13 protein-coding genes and 2 pseudogenes are annotated in these 25,862 nt (G+C 30.5%); 12 read left to right on the forward strand and 3 right to left on the reverse strand.

Annotated features, from left to right (window positions below; all coding sequences use genetic code 11):
- Positions 1-477: 477 nt before the first annotated feature.
- Positions 478-1,545 (reverse strand): YibE/F family protein, encoded by a 1,068-nt coding sequence (locus P4S50_RS01765; protein WP_277732796.1) that lies wholly within the window; start codon positions 1,543-1,545, stop codon positions 478-480.
- A 141-nt stretch (positions 1,546-1,686) separates the two neighbouring features.
- Here P4S50_RS01765 and dnaE (P4S50_RS01770) point away from each other — a divergent pair.
- The 9 genes and pseudogenes from dnaE (P4S50_RS01770) to rlmD form a co-directional block, all read left to right on the forward strand.
- Positions 1,687-2,880, forward strand: a pseudogene (dnaE, locus tag P4S50_RS01770) (DNA polymerase III subunit alpha); the annotation flags it as partial.
- Between the two features lie 375 nt (positions 2,881-3,255).
- Positions 3,256-5,547 (forward strand): annotated as a pseudogene (dnaE, locus tag P4S50_RS01775) (DNA polymerase III subunit alpha); the annotation flags it as partial.
- 285 nt (positions 5,548-5,832) lie between these two features.
- Positions 5,833-6,792 carry a 6-phosphofructokinase gene (gene pfkA / locus P4S50_RS01780; protein WP_277732797.1) on the forward strand — a complete coding sequence of 320 codons (960 nt, stop codon included), beginning with the start codon at positions 5,833-5,835 and terminating at the stop codon, positions 6,790-6,792.
- Between the two features lie 67 nt (positions 6,793-6,859).
- A complete protein-coding gene (gene pyk, locus P4S50_RS01785; RefSeq protein WP_277732798.1) occupies positions 6,860-8,617 on the forward strand; it encodes a pyruvate kinase in 1,758 nt (585 codons plus the stop codon).
- A gap of 182 nt (positions 8,618-8,799) precedes the next feature.
- The gene (locus P4S50_RS01790) at positions 8,800-9,390 is read left to right on the forward strand and encodes a TetR/AcrR family transcriptional regulator (RefSeq protein WP_277732799.1); all 591 of its coding nucleotides are present in this window, start codon (positions 8,800-8,802) and stop codon (positions 9,388-9,390) included.
- A 78-nt stretch (positions 9,391-9,468) separates the two neighbouring features.
- Complete coding sequence (locus tag P4S50_RS01795) at positions 9,469-11,463, forward strand: methyl-accepting chemotaxis protein (protein ID WP_277732800.1); 1,995 nt, start codon at positions 9,469-9,471, stop codon at positions 11,461-11,463.
- Positions 11,464-11,667: 204 nt separating this feature from the next.
- Positions 11,668-13,248, forward strand: coding sequence for a sodium:neurotransmitter symporter family protein (locus P4S50_RS01800; protein WP_277732801.1), 1,581 nt, complete (start codon positions 11,668-11,670; stop codon positions 13,246-13,248).
- 247 nt (positions 13,249-13,495) lie between these two features.
- Positions 13,496-14,191, forward strand: coding sequence for a BAR domain-containing protein (locus P4S50_RS01805; protein ID WP_277732802.1), 696 nt, complete (start codon positions 13,496-13,498; stop codon positions 14,189-14,191).
- Between the two features lie 434 nt (positions 14,192-14,625).
- A complete protein-coding gene (gene rlmD, locus P4S50_RS01810; RefSeq protein ID WP_277732803.1) occupies positions 14,626-15,990 on the forward strand; it encodes a 23S rRNA (uracil(1939)-C(5))-methyltransferase RlmD in 1,365 nt (454 codons plus the stop codon).
- 232 nt (positions 15,991-16,222) lie between these two features.
- On the opposite strand, the gene P4S50_RS01815 is transcribed toward rlmD, so the two are convergent.
- Together P4S50_RS01815 and P4S50_RS01820 are read right to left on the reverse strand one after the other, a co-directional pair.
- On the reverse strand, positions 16,223-17,089 hold the full coding sequence (locus P4S50_RS01815) for a hypothetical protein (RefSeq protein WP_277732804.1): 867 nt from the start codon (positions 17,087-17,089) through the stop codon (positions 16,223-16,225).
- A gap of 19 nt (positions 17,090-17,108) precedes the next feature.
- Positions 17,109-17,324, reverse strand: coding sequence for a helix-turn-helix domain-containing protein (locus tag P4S50_RS01820; RefSeq protein WP_277732805.1), 216 nt, complete (start codon positions 17,322-17,324; stop codon positions 17,109-17,111).
- A 166-nt stretch (positions 17,325-17,490) separates the two neighbouring features.
- Here P4S50_RS01820 and P4S50_RS01825 point away from each other — a divergent pair, with 166 nt between their 5' ends.
- Genes P4S50_RS01825 through P4S50_RS01835 form a run of 3 tightly spaced genes read left to right on the forward strand, consistent with a single transcriptional unit; the run spans position 17,491 to position 25,811 of the window.
- Complete coding sequence (locus P4S50_RS01825) at positions 17,491-18,279, forward strand: ParA family protein (protein WP_277732806.1); 789 nt, start codon at positions 17,491-17,493, stop codon at positions 18,277-18,279.
- Positions 18,266-19,297, forward strand: a complete 1,032-nt coding sequence (locus P4S50_RS01830) for a ParB N-terminal domain-containing protein (RefSeq protein WP_277732807.1) — start codon at positions 18,266-18,268, stop codon at positions 19,295-19,297. Before P4S50_RS01825 ends, P4S50_RS01830 begins: the two co-directional genes overlap by 14 nt.
- Positions 19,284-25,811, forward strand: coding sequence for a DUF6908 domain-containing protein (locus P4S50_RS01835; RefSeq protein ID WP_277732808.1), 6,528 nt, complete (start codon positions 19,284-19,286; stop codon positions 25,809-25,811). The genes P4S50_RS01830 and P4S50_RS01835 overlap by 14 nt, the downstream gene beginning before the upstream one ends.
- Positions 25,812-25,862 lie beyond the last annotated feature (51 nt).

A 25,862-nucleotide genomic window follows, 5' to 3' on the forward strand; every position in this document is an offset into this window, starting at 1 on the left:
TGTCATAGTTAGTGTTTAATAGTATGTTAACATATATTATTTAAATCTCCTACATACCAAGCAGCAACCCAAATACAGAGAATGGTTTTAAACTCAATATCGAAATATAACAAACCTAAGTAGGAGATTAAAAAAGCTATGCCTGAAAAAACAATTTGAATAAATAACTTATATTTGGAAAAATTTTTTATAGCTTTTTTATATTCATATTTTAAATTCAATCCAAATAATATCAATATAGTTAAAATCGGATATAACACAAGTCCATATTCACTCAACATAAACACTCCTTTATATATATTTTACAGATAGTCAATGGTAAAATATTAAAGTTATTATAGAATGTATATGATTATATACAACGTTCTGCTTAGCAAGCATTTATTTTGCGTCTGGGACACGAATTCAGGATATGGCTGAATTTATGTTGTTTTCATATATAGTTTTGACAACCCATACTTACTCCACCTGAAGTTACTATCTTTTATTATTAGCCATAACACTAGCGATTACTGAAGTTAATGGTATAGTCAGGATTAAACCGATACTTCCACATAGAGATCTAATAATTTCGGTTGATAAAATCTCCATACTTACTATTTGATTAATGGAAATATTGAACTGGTTTAATATTATAAGAAGGGGCATAGATGCACCGGCATAAGCTAGTATAAGAGTATTTACCATAGTTGCCATAACATCTTTACCTACATTTAAACCTGTTCCAATTAATTTTATAAATCCTAAATTTCTAGATTTACTTTTAACTTCAAATATAACAGAAGTTACAGTCATAGCCACATCCATAACTGCTCCTATGGTTCCTATAATAACTCCACTCATAAAAAAACCTCTAAAATCTAATGTAATATTCATAGATGTAATTAAAAATTGTACATCTTCATCTGCAAGTCCAGTTATAGAACATAAATCAGTAAAGACATAAGCTAAAACTCCAGCACTTATAGTTCCGCAAATAGTCCCTAACATAGCAGCAAAACTTTTATATGTAAATCCAGATACTAAAATAAAACTTATCAAAACAATAAATATACTGCATATTATAGATATTAAAAGTGGATTATATCCCTTTAATATAAATGGGATCATAAATTTTATTATTATAAAACCAGAAACAGCCAATGAAGTTATTGAAAGAATCCCTCTTATTTTTCCAAATAAAATTACGGATATTAAAAAAATTATAGCAAGTAATTTTAAATTATCTTCTCTAGATACATTCATAATATTTGCTTTTAATTCTCCATTATCTTTCTCAAGTTTTATTCTTACTTTACTTCCTTTGTGAAGATCAAAACTATATTGAGAATATTTTATAGGTAGATATTCAATATCTATTTCCTTATCTAAATATTCCCCTTCTAAAACTTTCACCTTAACAATTTCTTTTTTTACTCCGTCAGAATCTATTGTTTTTACGTCTAATACTTGGGCCTTTACTATATCATTATCATCTATATTCTGAGCAAATACTATATTTGGTAAGAACATTATAAAAATTAATGCAAATATAATTTTTTTCATAATAATCATCCCTCCTTGTTAAAATATAGTATGCAAATAGGACAAGCATTAGAACAAAAAACTCCTATATTTATTATTTTTAAAAAATATACATTCATGATAAAATGAAATAATAATCAGATTTTAAATGGAGGTGATTATATGATAAAAGATTTTGCTCATCTTCATGTGCATACACAGTATAGTTTACTTGATGGATTTGCGCGGATAGATAAGTTGATTAAAAGAGCAAAGGAACTTGATATGAAGTACGTTGCTATTACGGATCATGGATGCATGTTTGGTGCAATAGATTTTTATAAAAAAGCTAAAAAAGAGGGAATAAAACCTATAATAGGGTGTGAAGTATATACCGCCCCTAGATCTTTAAAGGACAAAGATCCCAATTTTGACAAATACCAAGGGCATTTAGTTCTTCTTGCAAAGAATATGACAGGGTATAAAAATCTTATAAAGCTTGTTTCAAAGGCTTATGTGGAAGGTTTTTATTATAAGCCAAGGGTTGATTATGAAGAGCTAAAAAAGCATAGTGAAGGAATAATAGCTTTATCTGCTTGCCTTGGAGGGGATATACAGCAGCACCTTATGAAGAGAAATTATGATAAAGCAAAAGAATTAGCTGTTAACTTGAGAGAAACATTTGGAGAAGATAATTTTTATCTTGAACTTCAAGATCATGGTATAAGAGAACAAAAAGAAGTGAATCTAAGTCTTTTGAAATTGTCAAAAGAGACTGGTATACCTCTTGTTGCAACTAATGATGTTCACTATGTAAATAAAGAAGATTCAAAAACTCATGATATACTGCTTTGTATTCAAACTGGAAAGACTTTTCAAGATGAGAAAAGAATGAAATTTGAGACACAGGAGTTTTATTTAAAATCAAAAGAAGAGATGTATGAATTATTTTCTTATGCACCTAGTTCTCTTGATAATACACTTAAAATAGCTGATAGGTGTAATGTAGAATTTGATTTCAATCAAATTCACTTACCAGAGTATGAGGTGCCAAGTGGATTTACAAAGAATGAGTATTTGAGAAAACTATGTACCGATGGTCTTTATGAAAGATTTGAAAATCCACCACAGGAATTCATAGATAGATTAAATTATGAACTAGATGTAATAGAAAATATGGGATATGTAGAATACTTCTTAATAGTTTGGGATTTTATAAATTTTTCAAAAGATAACAACATAATGGTAGGTCCAGGAAGAGGGAGTGCAGCTGGTTCAATAGTTGCATATACTCTTAAGATAACGGATATAGATCCTATGAAGTATGACCTTATATTCGAAAGATTTTTAAATCCTGAAAGGGTATCTATGCCAGATTGTAAATATATTGCATAATTTTTTATAAATAAATACACAAAATAGTATCATAAATAAGGAGCAGATACTAAGAATTATGCAGTGTAATACACAGTCGTCTATAATGGAAACATTATAGTTAAAGTGCCTTGAACTGCTGGAAAGTCCTTAGAGTCAATCAAGCTACAACATAAGGATGAAATAAGCCTAGGTGTGAATGCTTAAAAATTGGTTGAATTGGATAATCAGCAGCTAAGCTCTGAATAGGAGAAAGTTCAACGACCAGTCCAAAGGGACGTAGAGCTCATAAAGAGTTCGAAGCGGGGCATCCCCTAACAGGTTATGCTGAGGGGAAAGATATGGTCTACTCCCTCTTGAAAAAGAAGGGTATAAAGGATTGATATAGATTTTTGTTATGAAAGAAGAGAAGAAGTAATAGAGTATGTTAAAAGAAAGTACGGAGACGATCATGTAGCTCAGATAATAACATTTGGAACAATGGGAGCAAAAGCTGCAATAAGAGATGTAGGAAGAGTTCTTGATGTTAGTTATGCTCAGGTTGATAAAATAGCAAAGGAAATTCCATTTGCGCTTGGAATGACTATAAATAAAGCTTTAGAGCAGAATAAAAATCTTAAGCATATGTATGAAGATGATAAGGTAGTTAAGGAAATAATAGATACATCAAGAGATCTTGAAGGAATGCCAAGACATGCATCAACTCATGCGGCAGGAGTTGTTATATCTAAGGATCCTGTAGATAGTTATGTTCCTTTATATATGCATGAAAATGGTGTTACAACTCAATATACTATGACAACACTTGAAGAGTTAGGTCTTTTAAAAATGGACTTTTTAGGTCTTAGAACTCTTACAGTAATAAGGGATGCTCTTGAGCTTATACAAAAAAATCATAATATAGAAATAGATTTTTCTAAAATGGAATACGATGATAAAAAGGTGTACGAGCTTTTAAGTTCTGGAAACACACTTGGAATATTCCAGTTAGAAAGTGCTGGTATGAGACAGTTTATGAAGGAGCTAAAACCTAACAATTTTGAGGATATAGTAGCCGGAATATCTCTTTATAGACCAGGACCTATGGATTCTATACCAACTTATATAAAGAATAAAAACAATCCAGATCAAGTAAAATATCTTCATGAACAATTAGAACCTATACTTGATGTAACTTATGGATGCCTTGTTTATCAAGAACAGGTAATGAGGGTTGTTAGAGATTTAGCTGGATATTCTTATGGTAGAAGTGACTTGGTTAGACGTGCCATGGGAAAAAAGAAAATGGATGTAATGGAGCAAGAAAGACAATATTTTATACATGGTAAACTTGATGATAACGGAGATATAGAAATAGCAGGTTGTGTTAGAAATGGAGTAAGTGAAGAAATAGGAAATCAAATATATGATGAAATGATAGATTTTGCTAAGTACGCATTTAATAAGTCACATGCAGCTGCATATGGAGTTTTGGGATATCAAACTGCATATTTAAAGGCGCATTATCCTGTAGAATTTATGGCAGCGCTTATAACTAGTGTAATGGGGAATACTAATAAAGTTGTGGAGTATATAAGAGAATGTAACTCGCTGGGGATACAGGTTTTAAAACCAGACATAAAAAAAAGCTTTGGAAAATTTTCAGTTGAAGAAAAAAATATAAGATTTGGACTTGAAGCTATAAAAAATGTAGGATCGAACGCTATAAGAGATATAGTAGCACAAAGAGAAGTAAGCGGTGAGTTTGAGGACTTTATTGAATTTTGCAAAACTGTTAATTCAAAAGATTTAAATAAACGAGTTATAGAATCACTTATAAAATGTGGAGCTTTTGATAGTATAAGTCCGAATAGAGCACAGTTAATGGCTGGTTATGAAAAAATAATAGAGAGTATAATAAATGATAAGAAAAAAAATATCAAAGGACAGATATCTTTATTTGATATGGGTGAAAAAAAAGAAGAAAGTAATATATATACACTTCCTAATGTGGCTGAATTTAAAGAAAAAGAAAGACTTTTATTAGAAAAGGAAGTTTTAGGTATGTATATAAGTGGACATCCATTATCACAATATGAAAGAGAACTTAAATTAAATACTAATATGAACAATTTTATTCTTTCAAAAAATGAAGAAGAAGATTATGAAAAATTCTTAAAAATGGATAATAAAGATGTTACTATAGGTGGTATAATAATAAGCAAAACTATAAAAACTACTAAACGAAATGATATAATGGCATTTATAGAAGTAGAAGATTTAGATGGAAGTATAGAAGTAATAGTGTTTCCAAGAATACTTCAAAAATACTCAGATATTATATTAGAAGATAAAATTATATATATAAAGGGAAATCTGAGTATAAAAGAAGGAGAAAATGCAAAAATTATAGCTAATCAATTTCAAGAAATAATAAAAATTGATGATAGAGAGTTATGGGTTAAACTAGATGATATAGAAGATAATGAACAATTATATACCCTTAGAAAAATATTAGATAAACATAAGGGAAATGCATTAGTTTGTTTATATTGCCAAAAATCAAAAAAAGCATTTAAAGCAGAAAAAAATTGTATGGTTGATCTGAATGAAGAGTTAATCAGTGAATTAAAAGAATTTTTTGGTGTTCAGAATATTAAAATCAAAAATATAAGTTCAAAAAATATTTAAAATTATGTTATAATATATGATATTAGAAATAAAATATAGTAAGTATATTTTATTTCTAATAAAATCATAATATTTTCAATTTAGGAATAATCTTTAAAAATTAACTAAAATATCAATTATTCTAATTAATAGAGTGATTGAAGACTTATTGGAAATAGTAAATAATACTATATAATTAAGCGGATTTTTTGAGCATAGAATAAAAATAATATTTTTTTAAACCTAGTGGGATGAAAAAGAATACATAGGGATAATATGTGTCCCTTGACAATAGGAGGTACGAAAATGAAAAAAATAGCTATATTAACTAGTGGAGGAGATGCTCCGGGAATGAATGCTGCTGTGAGAGCGGTTACACGTTCTGCAATATATAATGGATGTAAAGTTTATGGAGTTAATAGAGGATATAGAGGACTAATAGATGGAGATTTATTTGAAATGGATCTATCTTCTGTTGGAGATATAATACATAGAGGAGGAACTATATTAAAATCTGCTAGATGTCTAGAATTTATAGAAGAAGAAGGAAGACAAAAGGCACTTAATGTACTTAGAGTGTTTGGTATAGATGGACTTGTTGTAATAGGAGGAGATGGATCTTTTCAAGGAGCTCAAAAATTAAGTGAAATGGGATTCCCTGCAATAGGTATTCCAGGAACAATAGACAATGATTTAGCATATACAGATTATACTATAGGATTTGACACAGCTCTTAATACTGTTATAGACGCTATAACTAAAATAAGAGATACATCATATTCTCATGAGAGATTGAGCATAATAGAAGTTATGGGAAGACATTGTGGAGATATAGCTCTTTATGCAGGACTTGCAGGTGGAGCTGAAATTATACTAATTCCAGAGGCTGATTACAACGAAGATGATATATGTAAAAAATTAATCCAAAGTAAAAACAGAGGAAAAGCTCATAGTATAATTATGCTTGCAGAAGGTATAGGTGGATCTCAAGATTTAGCTGAAAGAATAAAAGATAAAACTGGAATAGAATCAAGAGCTACAATACTTGGACATATTCAAAGAGGTGGAAGTCCTAGTGCATTTGATAGAATAATAGCTAGTCAAATGGGTGCAAAAGCTGTTGAATTATTAATGGATGGTAAATCTTCAAGGGTTGTAGGTATAAAAAATAACTCTATAATAGACATGGATATACACGAAGCTTTAGCAATAGAAAGAAAGCTGAATAAAGATATCTATAAGTTAGTAGACGTATTATCTATATAAGTAAAACTTAATTTTAAATATATAAAGTAAAACTTGTAAAGTTAAAACTATTTAAGGAGGATGAATAATGTTAGAAAAAAAGACTAAAATTGTTTGTACGATAGGGCCTGCGAGTGAAAAAAAAGAGGTTTTAAAAGAACTTGTAAATAATGGTTTGAATGTATGTAGACTTAACTTTTCTCACGGAGATCATGAAGAGCACGGAAAAAGAATAAATACGATCAAAGAATTAAGAGAAGAATTAAATAAGCCAGTAGCAATACTTCTTGATACAAAAGGACCTGAAATAAGAACTGGTAAGTTTGCAGATCCTGAAGTTTCACTTGAAGAAGGTCAAACTTTCACTATCACTATGAAGGATGTACTTGGAACAAAAGAAATGTGTACAGTAAGCTACAAAGAACTTGTAAATGATGTAGTAGCTGGAGACACTATATTAATAGATGACGGTCTTGTAGGTCTTAAAGTACAAGAAATAAACGGTGAAGAAATAGTTTGTTTAGTTGAAAATGCAGGTATTGTAAAGAACAATAAAGGTGTAAATGTACCAGGAGTAAAGATCAATCTTCCAGCTATAACTGAAAAAGATAGAAGTGATATAGAGTTTGGTATAACTCAAGGTATTGATTTTATTGCTGCATCTTTTGTTAGAAAGGCAGCCGATGTTATGGCTATAAAAGAAATACTTGAAGCAAATAATGCGGGTGATATTCAAATTATATCAAAGATTGAAAATCAAGAAGGAGTAGACAATATAGATGAAATTCTTGAAATATCTGATGGTATAATGGTAGCTAGAGGGGATTTAGGTGTTGAAATACCAACTCAAGAAATTCCTATAGCTCAAAAAATGATGATTAGAAAATGTAATAAACTTGGAAAGCCTGTTATTACTGCAACTCAAATGCTTGACTCTATGATGAGAAATCCAAGACCTACAAGAGCAGAAGTTACAGATGTTGCAAATGCTATTTATGATGGAACAGATGCTATAATGCTTTCGGGAGAAACTGCTGCAGGTAGATATCCTGTTGAAGCTGTTAGAACAATGGCATTAATAGCTAAAAGAACAGAAGAATCTCTTGATTACAATAATATATTAAAGTCAAAGAAATTAAATCAAGTAAATGTTACAAATGCGATAAGTCATGCAACTTGTACAACAGCTATTGACTTAAAAGCTTCTGCAATAGTAACATCAACATCTTCTGGTCATACAGCTAGAATGGTATCTAAATTTAGACCACAAGCTCCTATTGTTGCAGCTACTAACTGTGAAAAAGCTATGAGAAGACTTGCTCTTAGTTGGGGAGTATACCCAGTATTAACTGAATCTACAACTTCTACGGATGAGGTTATAGACAACTCTATTAAGGCTTCACTTGAAGCAGGATATATTAAAAATGGTGAATTAGTAGTTATAACTGCCGGAGTACCTGTTGGAGTAGTTGGAACAACTAACTTAATAAAGGTTCATGTTATTAGTGAAATAATAACTAAGGGAATCGGTATTGGAAGAAATGTTGTAAGTGGAAAAGTTCGTCTAGTTAAAAATGTTTCTGACATAAAGGATAACTTTGATCAAGGTGATATAATAGTTACTACTTTAACTGATGCTGATATGAATGAATATATTGAAAAATCTTCTGCTATAATTACTCAAGAAGGTGGAATTACAAGTCATGCAGCTATAGTAGGACTTAACTTAGAAAAAGCTGTAGTAGTTTCAGCAACAGATATAATGAGTCTTGTAAAAGATGGAGAAACAATTACAGTAGATACTGCTAGCGGAATAATATATAAAGGGAATACAAGAGTTTTATAAAACAAAGCAAGCTTAAGCTTGCTTTTTTTTTACGAATTTTTTATGAATTCTTTTATTTTTACTTATTTGTCATAAATTACAATAATAAAAAGTCATAATATTATAAAAAAACAACATGGTTATGACGATAAATATAATAACTAATTTATTTTAATTTGAAATTATAAATGGAGGATTATGGAATGACATCAAAAAAAATAAAAGAAGCATCCCTTGAACTTATAGCAGAAAGAGGGTATTGTCAGACAACTCTATCGTTAATAGCAGAACGAGTAGGGATAAAAAAACCCTCTATATATAGTCACTTTCAAAGTAAAGAAGATATATTTTTTTCTATATTAGAAGATGAAACTAAAAACTTAAATATATATATAGAAAACATATATTATGATATAAAAAAATACGAATTAGAAGAAATGTTATATTTAATAATATATAAATTTGCGGAGTATTTTAACAATAATATGACTTTGGCAAAGTTTTGGAGCCTGGTTATGTATTTTCCACCATATAGCTTAGAACAAGAGTTTAAGTTTGACATAACTAAATATAAAATTTACGAATGTATTTATAGAAATATTAAAGAAAAAACAAAAAATAAAAAATTAGATGAAGAAAAAATGAAAAATATAATGCATTCATATGAAGTAATATTAAGAGGAATTCTTACTATGATTATATATGACAGTGACTTTACTATAGAAAAAATAGATCAAATAATTAAAGTTTATTTTAATGGAATAAAGAATGAACTAACAGAAAACCTTTCTTAAACAATAGAAAGGTTTTTTTATACAATTTATGATAAAATGGTATAAAAAGGATGGAGACGTAAGGGGGAACTATTATTTATGTGGTTTAATGTAAGAAATAAGATAATGTCTAAATTAACAATAGTATTCATTTTACTTATAAGTATATCTCTTGGTATTTTAGGTATAACTACATATTATAGAGCTAATTGTATATTAGAAGATACATTAAAAGATACATCTAAACAATTATCCAAGCAAATAGAGGGAAATATTTTAACTATAATAGAAGAAAATCAATTTAATTTAATCCAAATGTCTAGGAACCCTAATATACAGAGATTATCAGAGAATAATTCACTAGAAGCAACAGTTATAAAAACATTTGAAAGTTTTAAAGATGCTCATATAAGTGTAGACAATATATATATAGTTATGGAAAATAAGAAAACGGTTTCATATCCTGAAAATAAGTTTGATAAAGATTATGATGCTACTCAGGATATGTGGTATAAAAATACTATTGAGAAGGATAATATTTTTTGGAGTAATCCATATAAGGATAAAAACACAGGAAATATGATAATGACTATGAGCATCCCAGTATATAATCTTATGAATGAAAATGAGTTCGTAGGTATATTAGGAGTCGATATTTCTATAGATACATTGTCTAATAAAATCAACGTATTAAAGGTAGGTAAAAAAGGGAAAGCTACATTGATAGACAAAGAGTTGAATATTATAACAGATAAGAAGCAATCTATAAGAGGTACTAAATTAAAAGATGAAGTATTAGTTAATAATATTAAAAATAAAAAAGAAGATATTCTTGATTTAGATAATAAAATAGTTATGTATAGACCTATAAGAGGACTTGATTGGACTATTATACTTACTATGTACAAAGATGAGATAACAAATAACAATAAGGTATTGCTTCAAAATATATTAATAGTTGGAATTATATCTATATTGATTGCTTTATTTATATCGTATAAATTTTCAAAGAAAATTACAAAACCTATAAATGACTGTCTAGATACTATTGAAAATATGAAAAATGGTGATTTTAGTACTAGATGTGAGATAAAAAACAATGATGAAATTGCTAAAATAGGAGAAGGATTAAATGATATGTTGGATAATGTATCAGCATTGATAAAAAATACACAAAGTGTATGCGAAACAGTCAATATATCATCTCGCGATTTATCCCAAGTAACAAATGCAACTAATTTAGCAGCAGAATCTATATCTTTTACTGTTAATGAGATAGCTAATGGTTCTATAAGACAAGCTAATGAGGCTGAAAAAGGAGCGAATTTAACTAATAGTTTATCTGATAAGCTTAAAATACTTTTAAGCAATACACACGATATGCTAAAGAGTATAGAACATGTAGAAAAAGCTAATTCAAATAGCTCAAAGGTTATAGATGATCTAAGTATTAGTACTAAACTAAATAATAAAAATACGGCACAAGCTCAAGAAGCTGTACTTGAATTAAATAAAAAAGCTAAAAATATATCTACTATATTAGATAGTATAACAGCTATAGCTGATCAAACTAATTTGTTAGCTCTTAATGCATCTATTGAAGCTGCACGAGCAGGTGAGGCTGGTAGAGGATTTGCAGTAGTTGCAGATGAAATAAGAAAACTTGCAGAAAGTTCAAATAATGCAGCTGATGATATAAAGAATATATTAGATTATATACAAATAGACAGCGATAATACTGTCAATATAATAAATATACTGGAACAAAGTAATTTAAAGCAATCGAGAACTGTGGAATATGTAAACAATTCGTTTAATTCAATAAAGGAATCTACAGATGAAATAATAGAGAAAATAAGGTTTACAGGGGAATACGTTGAATCTCTGAATGAGGACAGATTAAACATAGTTGATACTATACAAAGAATATCTGATATATCAGAAAATGCTTCGGCAGGAGCGCAAGAGGTAAGCGCATCTATTCATCAACAAGCAGATGATATAGAAAAAGTAGCTAGTTCATCAGATCATTTACAAGAATTATCATCAAAATTAAATAAAGAGATAAGTAAATTCAGAATACAAAATTCATAATAATTCAAGATATCTCCTAGATTGTATACAATCTAGGATTTTCTTTGTTAAAAAATAAATTCAGAAAACTTTGAAAAATCAATTGATTTATATTTTTCAAAATAGTATAATAATTATTAAATATATTAAAGTGTGTATAAACAGTAAAGATTATACATACCATATATATAAACAATTAAAATGATTAAAGGAGGGAACAGCTAAATGTCAAATTCAAGAGAAAACTGGGGGTCCAAGATAGGACTTATACTAGCTATGGCAGGTAATGCTATTGGACTAGGAAACTTCTGGAGATTCCCATATCAAGCTGCTAGTAACGGCGGTGGAGCATTCATGATTCCTTATTTTATTGCAATTATTGTACTCGGTATACCTGTAATGCTTCTTGAGTGGAACCTAGGTCGTTATGGTGGAAAGTATGGACATGGAACACTTGGACCAATGGTTTATTTACAAGCTAGAGAGGGAACGAAGCCTAGAAATGCAGCTATAATAGGAGCAGTAGCAGGATCATTTGCTTTTGCGGTAACTCTTCTTGTTAATTCATATTACAATCATATTATAGGTTGGTCACTTGGATATGGATTCTTATCATTAACTGGTGGATACTCAGATATGAGTGTTTCAACAGGAGAGGTATTTGTAAATTACATTCAAAATCCATCTATGGTATTTACATTTTGGGTAATAGCTCTAGCAGGACTTGCATTTGCAGTTATGCGTGGAGTACAAAAAGGTATAGAAACTTGGGCTAAACTTATGATGCCAGTTCTTTATACTTTTGGTATTGTTCTTGCAATAAGATCTTTAACTATGGGAAGTCCAGTTAACCCTGACTGGTCATCTATGAAGGGTCTTAACTTTATATGGAATCCTGACTTTTCAACATTTACATGGAAGTCAATAGTTGCAGCAGCAGGTCAAGTATTCTTTACATTATCAGTTGGTATGGGTATTATAGCGAACTATGCTTCTTACTTAAAGCCTGATGATGATATCATAGTTTCATCACTTGCAACAGTTTCACTTAATGAGTTTGCAGAGGTTATACTTGGAGGAACAGCAGTTATTCCTATAGCTTATGCATTCATGGGACCTGATGGAATGGGTCAAGGTGTTGGTCTTGCATTTATAGCTCTTCCTAACGTATTTAGAACTATGGGTGGAGGACAATTCGTAGGAGCTTTATGGTTCTTCTTATTATTCTTCGCAGGATTTACATCAGCAATAGCTATGTACAACTACTTAGTTGCTCTTCTTGAAGAAGATATGGGAGTAGCTAGAAGTAAGGGTGCATGGATTATATTCGTAGCATATATTATATTAGGTCTACCAGTTGGACTTGAAGGTATAATGACAAATACTGCTGACCTTGCTTACTTAACAGAAGTAGATAACTGGATAGGAACGTACTTGCTGGTTGTTCTAGCGGCAGTTGAGGTTGTAGCTTGTGCATGGTTAATGGGAGAAAAAGCTTTAGTTGAAATGAACAAGGGTGGAATTTGGAAGATTCCTAAGTGGTTCTTTAAACTATTCCATCAAACATTAACTCCTATAACTACATTTGTAATATTAATATTCTCTACACTTGACTATATCAAGGCTGGATACTTCAAATTAGTTCCATCGTTTGTTGAAAACACTCCAGTTTTAGTTCCTTGGGTTAATGGAGCAAGATTTGTTATATTTGCAACATTGGTAGTAGGATTTATGCAATCATATAGATCTATAAAAAGTAAATACGGTAAAGAGCTTTCTGAGAATAAAGTTTCTATCCGTGTATAATTAGGAGGGGTTAATTATGACTGGTGCAGCACTTACTTTTATGCTAACAATATGGACGGTTATACTTGTATGTATAGCAGTTACACTAAAACCTCTATTAAAGAAAAAGTAGATATATAACCCCACCGATAAGGTGGGGTTTTAAAATACAAGATCAACTTAGTTATTTAAATTATAGTGAAAATATGGTACAATGAATTAAGATATTATTCTGAATCTTCTAATAAAAAATTTGGAGGTGAATCTAATGAAAGCTATGACATTAATGAATACATTAGACCAATTAACGGATTTAACTAAAAGTCTGAAGACTATCAAAGAATCAAGAAAGGAAAAATATATTAGTCAATTAAATAAACTACACAGTCAATATGAAAAATTAGAAATACCTACAAATTTAAGTGACGTATATGATTCCTTATGTAGTAAAGGAAAAGAACTAGTAAAGGAAATAAAAAATAATAAAAGTGATAAGAAAAATGGAGACAACATAGAGATATATATTAGATATTTAAAGGCTGCAAAGGCAGATTTTGAAGGTCGTACAGAATATGTAAACAAGTACTATAGATCATTCATATTTACAGCTATATTATTTTTAGGATTATCTCCACAGTATTTTGGATTTGTACTTCCAGCAGTATTTTTCGTTCCTATGTATTTGGGAATTAAGGGAGTTAAGAGCAGATCTATAAATGGACTTTATATGAGTATGTCTTTAGTTCCTGTAGGACTTATGACTTCATTTATATGGATAAGATATGGTGTATATGCAATGGGGAATTATCAAGAAGCAGTTAATAAAGTTATAATGGATACTGGAAGAAGTTTGGGTACTGCAAAGGCACTAGTTACTGCACCACCAATTCTTGCATGTGTACTACTGTTAGTAGCAATGACTCAACTTTATAGAGGATATAAAAGCAAGGATTTATTTATATAGCAATTATAATATTTATAATAAAAGTCTTCTTTTTAGAAGGCTTTTTTGTATGGGGTTATAATGTAGAGGTTAAGCAAAAATGAAGGTTATTAAAATAGCGCTCATGTGTTAAATATTTTGAATAAAACTAAGTATTACATCTTATTGAATATACTAAAAGTTCTAAACTCCCTTTGGTCAGACAACGAACTTTATTAACGTATATTCAAACGCTGCAATACAAGTTTTATTTCAAAATATTTAAATCATTCGCTAACATTGTTAATAACCTTCATTTTTAAGTGTGTTTATTTTCCATTCTAAGTATTTTTTCTATATAAAAAAGAAAAAATAATAGTTAAGAAAGTTCATTCTTTCAGTATATTCTGAGTTGATACATATATTGTTTTTTGGTAATATTAATAGATGATATTTAAATAAGAAGGAGAGACATTATGCTAAATAAAGGTAAAAAATATGTGGTTGATATAGTTGATATAGGACATACTGGTGTAGGAATAGGAAAGTTTGAAGGATTCACGGTATTTGTTGAAGGTGGAGTTATACAGGATAAGATAGAAGTTAAGATAATAAAGTCTAAGAAGAATTATGCAGAAGGCAAGATAGTTAAAGTTATAGAAGAGTCTCCCTTTAGAGTAGATAGAATTTGTTCGGATAAATTAAAAAGTTGTGGAGGATGTCAAGTGTTACATCTTGATTACCAGAAACAGCTTGATATAAAAACTAATTCAGTTAAAGAAACTGTTAAGAGAATAGGTAAAATTGAAGGTGTGAAAGTTCATGATACTATAGGAATGGACAATCCTGTTAGATATAGAAATAAGGCTCAGTTTCCAATTGGAAAAATAGGTAGTGAATCAGTTCTAGGTTTTTATAAGAAAAAAAGCCATGATATAATACCGATGGATAAATGTATAATACAACATGATATAAATGACAAAGTAATAGATGTGGTTAAAAATTATATAGATAGAAACAATGTGAGTGTATACAATGAAAAAACTCATGAAGGAGTTTTAAGACACTTAGTAACTAAGGTTGGATTCAAGACTAAAGAGGTTATGGTTATTCTTGTAGCCAATGATAAGAAAATTCCTAATGTAGATGATCTGGTAAATGATTTAAAAGAGAATATAGATGGTTTTAAGACTTTAGTTTTAAATGTTAATACTAAAAAAGGTAATGTAATATTAGGAAGAAAAAATAAAGTTTTATATGGAGATGGAATTATACAAGACTATATAGAGGATCTTAAGTTTAATATATCACCTTTATCGTTCTTCCAAGTAAATCCTATTCAAACTGAAGTTTTATATAATAAGGCTTTAGAGTATGCAAATCTTTCAGGTGATGAGAATGTATTTGATATATACTGTGGTATAGGAACTATATCTTTATTCTTAGCTAAAAAAGCTAAAAAAGTATATGGAATAGAAATAGTAGAGGATGCTATAGAAGACGCTAAGGTAAATGCTAAGATAAACAATATAGAGAATGTTGAGTTTTATGCAGGAGAAGCTGAAGTGGTAGTTCCTGCGCTTTATGAAGAGGGAAAGGTTGCAGATGTAGTTGTAGTTGACCCACCTCGTAAAGGTTGTGATGAGAGGGTACTAGATACTATAGTTAGCATGAATCCAAGTAAGGTTGTGTATGTTTCTTGTAATCCATCAACTCTTGCAAGAGATTTGGCTTATTTGGATGAGAGAGGATATAAGTGTGAGGAGATTCAACCTGTTGATATGTTCCCTCATACCATGCATGTGGAGACGGTAGTACGACTATGTCGTCAAAACCATTGATTTTACTAGTGTTTAAGCAGTTTTGTGATTTCTATTCTTTTAGTAAAAATAGCGAAAATTATGTTGAAAAAGACCTAAAAAGGAGTATAGAAATAAGAATTGCTATATGATATGGTACGTGGAAACATGTCGGAGAAATAGCAAGAACATATTAAAATAGAGTGAAAAATTAATATAGTAAATAGTAAAAAATGACTGAATACTTCGTTGTGAGGAGTTCAGTCATTTTTTACTATTTATTATTGAATATATTTAGTTGACTTATTACAGCTTTCAATACTTGAAAGCATATTTTGGCAGTATGTAAATCTGGTGAAAATCCTGTACTCATTTGTTGATATGGATGAATATAGTTTCTAAAGTCTCTTAAAGCATGACTAAATTTTTTTACATCATCTTTCAAAATACCAATTTCATGAGCACTATCTATAAGATTATTTAGAGTCCAATCAGGAAATTGTTTCACTTTACCATTAGAGTTTTTTGGCGCAGATTTTGAAGTATTAAATTCTTTAGGATTTGATGATGCAGTATTAAGCAACAGTCCCTCAAGTACACTTCCACACAAAAATATTACTGATAAGGGAGCATTTGAATTAAGACATTTCTTTATTTCTTCCATTCTACTTTCTAAAATTAATTTAACGCTTTGATTAATGTCAAGTGTCTCAAATGATATATCAGAAAAATTTTCTTCAAGGAATGCATCTTCATTTATTGTATTATAGGATTCTTTATTTAGCCAATCTACTTTATTGGCTCTTACAAAAGTAATAGTTTTATCTTTTCTAACTACATTCCATCCATCAAATGCTAGATATTGATTAAAATCTTTAATGAAAGCATCTAATTCATGAACTCTGTTTACAAAATTTATTGGAGAAAATAGATTTCTAATACATTTATCCAATTCAGGAGTACCATTGATTTTTTTCAGTTTATCATCAGTATATACCCACCTAGATGGGAAACCTTGTCCATATGAATCAGAAAATCCTAGTTCGTTAAAAAATTCAACAAGTTCAGACCCTTTTCTATATTGTGTTTCTTCATTGATTAGGATTCTAAGTTTTTCTAAAGTTTTTTTATTTAAAATCACAAAATTATCTCCTTTCGATTTATAGCTTATATCCATCCTTATCCACAAAATACCCTTCAAATTCACATCCCAAAGCTTCAGCAATCTCTTCTAATTCTTTAGTAGAAAAATTATCCCGCTTAAACTTATTAGCTAGATTTTGATTTGAAGTTCCTATTCTGCGACTTAGCTCAACAATTGTAACATTTTTTCTCTTTAATAAAATACGGAGTTTTTCACCCATAGTAAGCTTCATTTTTATCACCTGCCTAAAGAATATAATACACTATAGAGTGAATTATATCAATTTGTATCTGGAAACTTAATTTTAAACCTTAAAATTTGACGAAACATTGCTAGAGTTAATTATAAAATGTATAATCAAACTATATAGTGAATATTGAAAAGGAGCGAAAAAAATTATGAGCAAAATAATAGCTATAGCATCACAAAAAGGAGGCGTTGGCAAATCAACGACTTGTAGAAACTTAGCAACAATATTAGTAAAAGAGGGATACACAGTTCTTGCAGTAGATTGTGATAATCAGGCGAGTATGACAGATTGTTTTGGAATTGAAAAACCTGAAAACTTAGATACAACACTTTACCATTTAATGATGGATGTTATTAATGAAAATGATCTACCGCCAAAAGAGAATTACATAATAGAAAAAGAAGGGGTAGATATTATCCCTAGTAGTATTGAATTATCAGCAGTTGAGATTAACCTTGTAAGTACCATGAGTAGGGAATATGTGCTTAAAACAATTATCGATGAGATTAAGGATGATTATGATTATATACTTCTTGACTGTATGCCATCACTTGGTTTAATGACATTAAATGTACTTGCAACTTGTAGTAGTGCTTTAATTCCTGCAACACCTGAATATCTATCTGCTAAAGGATTAGAATTGGTCTTAAAAACCATTATGAAATTGAAAAAGAGGATAAATCCACAGGTGGAATTTGAAGGAATATTATTAACCATGTTTGAAGAAAGGACAAACCTTTCTAAGAGTATCCTTGAGATGATTAAAGAGTCTTATGGTGAAAATATTAAAATATTTGAAACAAGGATACCTAAATCAGTAAAGGTTGGAGAAGCGAACTTACAAAGTATGAGCATAGTAGATTATATGCCAGGGCATAAAGCTACAATAGCTTATCAAAATTTTGCAAAGGAGTTGATTAGTAATGGTAGAGAATAAGAAGAAAAGAACAGAAACCTTTGCTTCAATCTTTGGTGATGAGCCTGATGATATAGTAGAAGAAAGTAAAGATAACACTGGAACAACAATGCTAAATATTGATGATCTTATACCTTTTGAAAATCATCCTTTTAAGCTATACGAAGGTGCTAGACTTGATGATATGGTTGAAAGCATTAAAAACTTTGGTATTATTGTTCCTATTGTGGTTAGGAAAAAGGATGATAAATATCAGATTTTAAGTGGTCACAATAGAGCAAATTCTGCAAAAATAGTGGGAATTTCAGAAGTCCCTGCAATCATAAAAGAAAATTTAACAGAAGAAGAAGCTACCTTAATAGTAACCGAAACCAATCTTATGCAACGTTCTTTTGCAGATTTGCTTCATTCAGAAAGAGCTACTGTTATTGCAACTAGGCATAATGCTATGAAGAAACAGGGAGTTAGGACAGACCTTTTAAATGAAATAGAAAAATTGTCTAAAGCACCAAATACACAAGATACTTTAACTTCATGCCCAATGGGCACGAAGTTGGACACAAAACAGGAAATAGGTGCAGAATACAATTTATCATCAAGGTCTGTTGCAAGATATTTAAGGATAAACAAGCTTAGTGATCAATTAAAAGCATTAGTAGATGAAGGTAAAGTTGCTATGCGTGCAGGTGTAGATTTATCATATCTTTCTAATGACAATCAAGAAATGATAGAAGCTATTATATCAGAAAATACTTTTAAGGTGGATATAAAAAAAGCAGCTAGTCTTAGGATATATGATAAAAATGGACAATTGACATGGGATACTGCCAAAGCAATTATTTCAGGTGAAATAAATAAGAAAGAAAAAAAGCCTAAAGGGATAAAGATACAGCCTAAAATTATATCCAAATACTTTAGTCCTGAAGAAGATAAAAAGGATATTGAAAGTATAATTGAAAAAGCTCTAGAGCTGTATTTTAATAAAATAAAAGATGTAGAAGTTATCATAGAAGAGGAGGAGGAATGTGAGCAGATTTAATGAAATAAGGCAAATATATGATTATACGATTTCTGAAATTATTAAAGACAAGCAAGCATGGAAAGATTTTTTATCCTTCCATGCTAAAGTCTATAAGCATAGTTTTGATAATGCATTACTTATTTATGCTCAAAGACCTGATGCTACTCTAGTGACAGATATGAAAATGTGGAACAGAAGAATTGGCAGATGGATTAATAGAGGAGCAAAAAGCATTGCTGTATTTGATATTTCAAAACCTGCTCTTAAACTTAATTATTTGTTTGATATCAAAGATACCCATGGAGAACCTTATACAATACCTAAGGTATGGAAGTTAAATGAAAATCTTGAAAAATCACTCGTAGAAAGAATGAAGGAAAAAAGTTTAAGTAAATTAATAGAGAATATGACATCTCAAGCAGTTTATCAAAACCAAGGTGTAATTTTCAAAGAATTTGATAGGGATATTATGAATACTAAATTTGAGAATATGCCCTATGAAGGAATACAAAAATGTTTTAATCAAATGATTATAGATAGTGTAGAGTACATGATTACTAAAAGGTGTATCCAAGGAATAGGAACAGATTTATCAGAGCCTAGATTAAGTAATAATGATGCGTTTAGTGTCATTACTCATTTTAATACTAAAGCATTAGTAATAAGACTTGGAAATGCAGTTAGCAATATTTCAGAGGGAGTTCTTAGAGATATTGAAAAAGAAGTAAGAAAAATAATGGAAGAACAAAGGAGCGTGAAAAATAATGAAAGCAGTAGAACTCAGTTACAAAGAAGTAGAAGGGATACTTTATCCAAATCTACAAATATCGAAAGACAAGAAAATGGATCAGAAATCACTTGGCAAGTATGGACAAATGGCAATGATGTATCTAAAGGAGGAACATCCAAACAGATACAGTCTACTATTGTCGGAAGGGATACTGATGGAGACCATGCACAAGGTGAATCAACAGGCATGGGAGAGAATGGAGCTACTAAAGAACCAAATGTTGAAGACCGATCCCATACCAAATCCAAAGGACACATATCAGAGTTATCGCCACAGAGAAATGATAAGAGCGAGAGCAGAGGAGTTAGTACTCCACGAAATAGTATACAAAGCAAGATAGATGATAATCAGGAGCTACCAGATGGTGGCTCTTTTTCTTATCAGGAAAATCTATTTGATAAGAAAAAAACAAAAGACATTTCCCATAAAAACTATGAAAGATTACAAAAAATTGCACCAGGGATTTTAAGTGGCAGATACAGATATATGAAATTAAAAGCAGATGGCTTTATGGACTTAATCATTGAAAAGCTTATGAATAATCGAATTTCACTATCACATTATTATATTCAAAATGGAGATTTAATGAGTGATCCTGATATGGAGATTATAGTAGATTACGAAAACCGTAAACTAATGGCAGCTACTTTTCGTCAAGATAATCTAGGAATCTATCAAGATGTCTATCCAGAAGAAGGAAAATGGATACCAAACCTGAGTAGAGAACTCAATAGATTTTTAGAGGATTGGCTCAAAAATATTGAAAGACAAGGACACATAACCTATGAAGCATATTATTCAGAAGATATTGAAACTGAGTTTGAAGACCCAATATTTGATGAAAAGGGTAATGAAATTAGTGATATAGTTGATGAAAATAAGCTTGATAAAGAAGATTCACATGAATATCCTTTAGAAATTTCAAAGGAAAAAATCAATTACCACTATTCATCAGAAGATGAAATTGGCATTGGAGGTTTAAAAACAAAATTTAGAGCAAATATTGAAGCTATTAAAACTTTAAAAGCAATTGAAGAAGATAATAGATTGGCAACACTTGATGAACAAAGAATTTTAGCAAGATATGTTGGTTGGGGTGGGATGGCACAAGTATTTGATAAAAATGCAAATGGTTTTAGCAATGAGTATGACGAATTAAAAAATCTTTTAACGAAAGAAGAATATGAAAGTGCTTTAGCATCAACACCGAATGCTCACTATACTTCACCTGTTGTGATTAAGGGGATTTATAAAGCTTTAGAAAAATTCCGTTTTAATGGTGGTAATATTTTAGAACCATCAATGGGTGTGGGAAATTTCTTTTCTCATCTACCAAACAGTATGGAAAAATCAAAGCTCTTTGGTGTAGAGCTAGATGAAATATCGGGACGTATTGCAAAACAGCTTTATCAAAAGGCAAATATAAGCATCAAAGGATATGAGGAAACAGATTTTAGCGACAATTTTTTTGATGTAGCTGTAGGAAATGTACCTTTTGGCAATTACAAAGTATATGATCGATTATATGATAAGCATAATTTTATGATACATGATTACTTTATTGCCAAAACATTAGATAAGGTTAGACCAGGAGGTATTATTGCCTTTGTAACAAGTAAAGGAACTCTAGATAAAAGGGATCAAGCTGTAAGAAAGTATATTTGTGAGAGAGCAGAGTTAATAGGAGCCATTAGACTTCCTAACATTGCTTTTAAAGAAAATGCTAATACAGATGTTACAGCAGATATATTATTCCTTAAAAAAAGAGAAAGAATGTCAGTAGAAAATCCTAACTGGCTACATGTATCAAAAACACAAGATGGTGTACCCATCAATGAATATTTTTTAGATCATCCTGAAATGTGCTTAGGAAAGATGGTATTTGATAATCGAATGTTTGGAGAAGGGAGTAACTACACTACTTGTGTAAATACAGATGAAGGTTTTAATTTAGAAGATGCAATTGAAGTGGCAGTTGCAAATCTTGATGGGACTATTGATGATTATGCCAAGGAATCAGAAGATGAAGAACTTATACCTGCTAATCCAAAGTATAGAAATTACTCTTATGCAATCATAGGTGAAGAGCTTTATTATAGAGAAAATTCATATATGCGTAAGATTAATGCAAAGGGAAAAACCTTAGAACGTATAAAAGGTATGATAGGTATTCGAGATATTACAAGGGATATTATTAACATTCAAGTAAGGGGATGTGCCAAAGAGGAATTAGAAGAAAAACAGAAGCTACTCAATGAAATATATGATGAAATTGTAAAGAAAAATGGATATATTACATCCAGAACAAATAGCTCAGCATTTAGAGATGACAATGATTATCCACTACTCTGCTCCCTTGAAGTAATTGATGAAGATAAGAATGTTACGAAAGCTGATATGTTTACAAAGCAAACCATTAAACCTAGAGAAAGAATCACAGAAGTAGATACAGTGACAGAAGCATTAACAGTATCTTTAAATGAGAAAGGAAAAGTAGATTTAAACTATATGTCAGAGCTTTATGACACAAATTCTGAAACTATCATTCAAGAGCTAAAGGGAGAAATCTTTCTTAATCCTGAAAAATACGATGAAAAGGATTTGTTAAGGGGCTGGGAAACTGCTGATGAATATTTATCAGGAAATGTACGCCAAAAGCTAAAGTTTGCAAAAGTTTTTGCAGAGATGAATCCAGAAGTATTTGGTCCAAATATCCCTGCTCTTGAAAGAGTACAGCCTAGAGATTTAGAAGCAAGTGAAATTGATGTACGTTTAGGGACTACATGGATAGAGCCTAAGGATTATGAAAAATTTATCTATGAAACTTTAAAAACTCCAACTTACTATCAGAATAGCGGTAATAGGAATGAAATATGTGTCCATTACAATAGTTACAATGCAACTTGGGCGATTGAAAACAAAGGAGTAGATGGCTATTCAATATCAGCAAAAGAAACCTATGGAACTAGTAGAATCAATGCTTATTATATTATTGAAGATAGCTTAAATTTAAAAAGCTGCACTGTAAAAGACAGGGTAGAAGACGGAGATACTGTCAGGTATGTTTTAAACAAAAAAGAAACCATGCTAGCTAGAGAAAAGCAAAATCTTTTAAAGCAGGAATTCAAAGAATGGATTTTGAAAGATCCTGAAAGAAGAAAAAAGTATGTTGATTATTATAATGAAAATTTTAATAACATAAGGCTAAGAGAATATGATGGAAACCATTTAACCTTTCCAGGAATGAATCCAGATATAAAACTAAGAGCGCATCAAGTAAATGCCATTGCAAGAACCATCTATGGTGGCAATACCCTTTTAGCTCATTGTGTTGGTGCTGGAAAAACCTTTGAAATGGTTGCAAGCTGTATGGAACAAAAAAGGCTAGGCATTATAAAAAAAGCTATCTTTGTTGTACCTAATCATTTAACACAGGATATAGGAAGTGAATTTTTGAGGTTATATCCATCTGCCAATATTTTAGTAACAACGAAAAAAGATTTTCAGAAATCAAATAGAAGAAGGTTTGTAAGTAGAATTGCAACAGGTGCTTATGATGCAGTTATTATCGGTCACAGCCAATTTGAAAAAATCCCTGTATCCAAAGAGCGTCAGGAAGAAATGATAAAAAGACAGATACAAGATATTTCAAATTCTATTGAGCAAGTGAAAAAATCCAACGGTGAAAACTGGAGCATTAAGCAGATGGAAAAATTAAAATTATCTCTAACTGCTGAAATGAAAAGACTTCATGATAGTCTTAAGGACGATGTAATAAACTTTGAAGAATTAGGAATAGATACTATGTATGTTGATGAAGCACATTATTTTAAAAATTGTGCAGTATTCTCTAAGATAAGAAATGTTGCTGGCATATCAAATACAAGAGCAAAAAAAGCATCAGATATGTTGATGAAAACACAATATATTCAAGAGATTAATAAAGGAAGAGGTGTTGTTTTTGCAACAGGAACACCTATTTCAAATAGTATGACAGAGATGTATGTTATGCAGAGGTATCTACAAAACAAGGAACTTGAAGAAAGAAACATCCATCATTTTGATGCATGGGCTGCTCAGTTTGGAGAAGTAATATCCAGTTTGGAACTTGCTCCTGAAGGAACGGGATACCGCTATAAAAGTAGATTTGCTAAATTTACAAATCTCCCTGAACTCATGACTATATTTAAGAATATGGCAGATATAAAGACACCAGATATGCTGAATCTACCTGTACCAAAATTGAAAGAAGGAAAGTACAAACTCATTTCAGCAGAACGTAGTGCTTTTACTGAAGAAGTGATGGAAGAGTTTGTAGAAAGAGCAAGTAATATTAGAAATGGAAACGTTGATCCACGAGTGGACAATATGCTTAAGATTACCAATGAAGCAAGATTATTAGGACTTGACCCAAGACTATTGTATCCAGATGCTCCTAATGAACCAGATAGCAAAGTTAATCGATGTATAGAACAAGTTTATGAGGAATACAAGGAAAGTGAAAAAGATAAAGGAACACAAATCATATTTTGTGATGCAGGAACGCCCAATGCTGATGGGCGTTTTTCTGTTTACCCATATATAAAAGAAGAGTTAGTGAAAAGAGGAATTGCAGAAGATGAAATATGCTTTATTCATGATGCCAAAAGTGAAGCACAAAGAGAAGCTATGTTTAGCGATATGAGAAGCGGTAATAAAAGAATTATTATTGGCTCAACGCAGAAAATGGGAACAGGAACAAATATACAAGATAGACTTACAGCACTGCATCATTTAGATTGTCCTTGGAGACCAAGTGACCTAGAACAGCGAGAAGGAAGAATCCTTCGTCAAGGGAATAAAAATGAAGAAGTGAATATCTACAGATATGTTACAAGAGGAACCTTTGACAGCTACTTATGGCAAATTGTTGAGAATAAGCAAAGGTTTATATCTCAAATCATGACCAGCAAATCCATTGCTAGAAATGCAGAAGATATTGATGAAACTGTACTATCCTTTGCAGAAGTAAAAGCACTTGCTACAGGTAATCCACTCATTAAAGAAAAGATGGATATTGATAATGAAGTAAGTAGACTGACTTTACTTAAAGCATCATACAATAGTCGAAAATATGCCATGGAAGATAATTTCACCTATAAATATCCTAAATTAATCAATAGCACAAAACAGAAAATTGAGTGCATTATCAAAGATATTCAGCGTAGGGACATGAATACTATAGCAGATTTTAAAATTATGATTAATGGACGCTTCTTTGATGAGAGAGAAAAGGCAGGAACTTATATACAGGCACTTATGCCTAAACTAGATGCTGACAAAGAAGTAAACATAGGAGACTTTAGAGGCTTTCAGTTGTTTGTAAAAAAAGATGATTTTCTAAGGCAGCATAAATTTATTTTACAAGGAGATATGAAACATATTGTAGACTTTGGAGATAGTCCACATGGAAATATGGTAAGACTTGAAAACTTGCTATTAGGCTTTGAGAAAAAAATTCAAAAATATGAAACATCAATAGATGAATATGAGAGAAACATGGAGCAATCCAAAGAAGAATTTAATAAACCTTTCAAATATGAAGAAGAGCTAGCTGCCAAATTGAAAAGACAATTTGAGTTAAATGCAGAACTAGATATGGATAAAGGAGGAGATGAAATTTTAGGAGATGATGACAGTATGAAGGAGGATGAATTAGATACGGATAAGGAAGTAAATAGTGAAGATATTGAAATTGAATAATTAAAAAAATGGCAGGGGCAATGCTCCTGCCTTAAACTTTTGAAGGAGTGG

Origin of the sequence: Tepidibacter hydrothermalis, from assembly GCF_029542625.1 — a bacterium.
Classification (GTDB): domain Bacteria; phylum Bacillota; class Clostridia; order Peptostreptococcales; family Peptostreptococcaceae; genus Tepidibacter_A; species Tepidibacter_A hydrothermalis.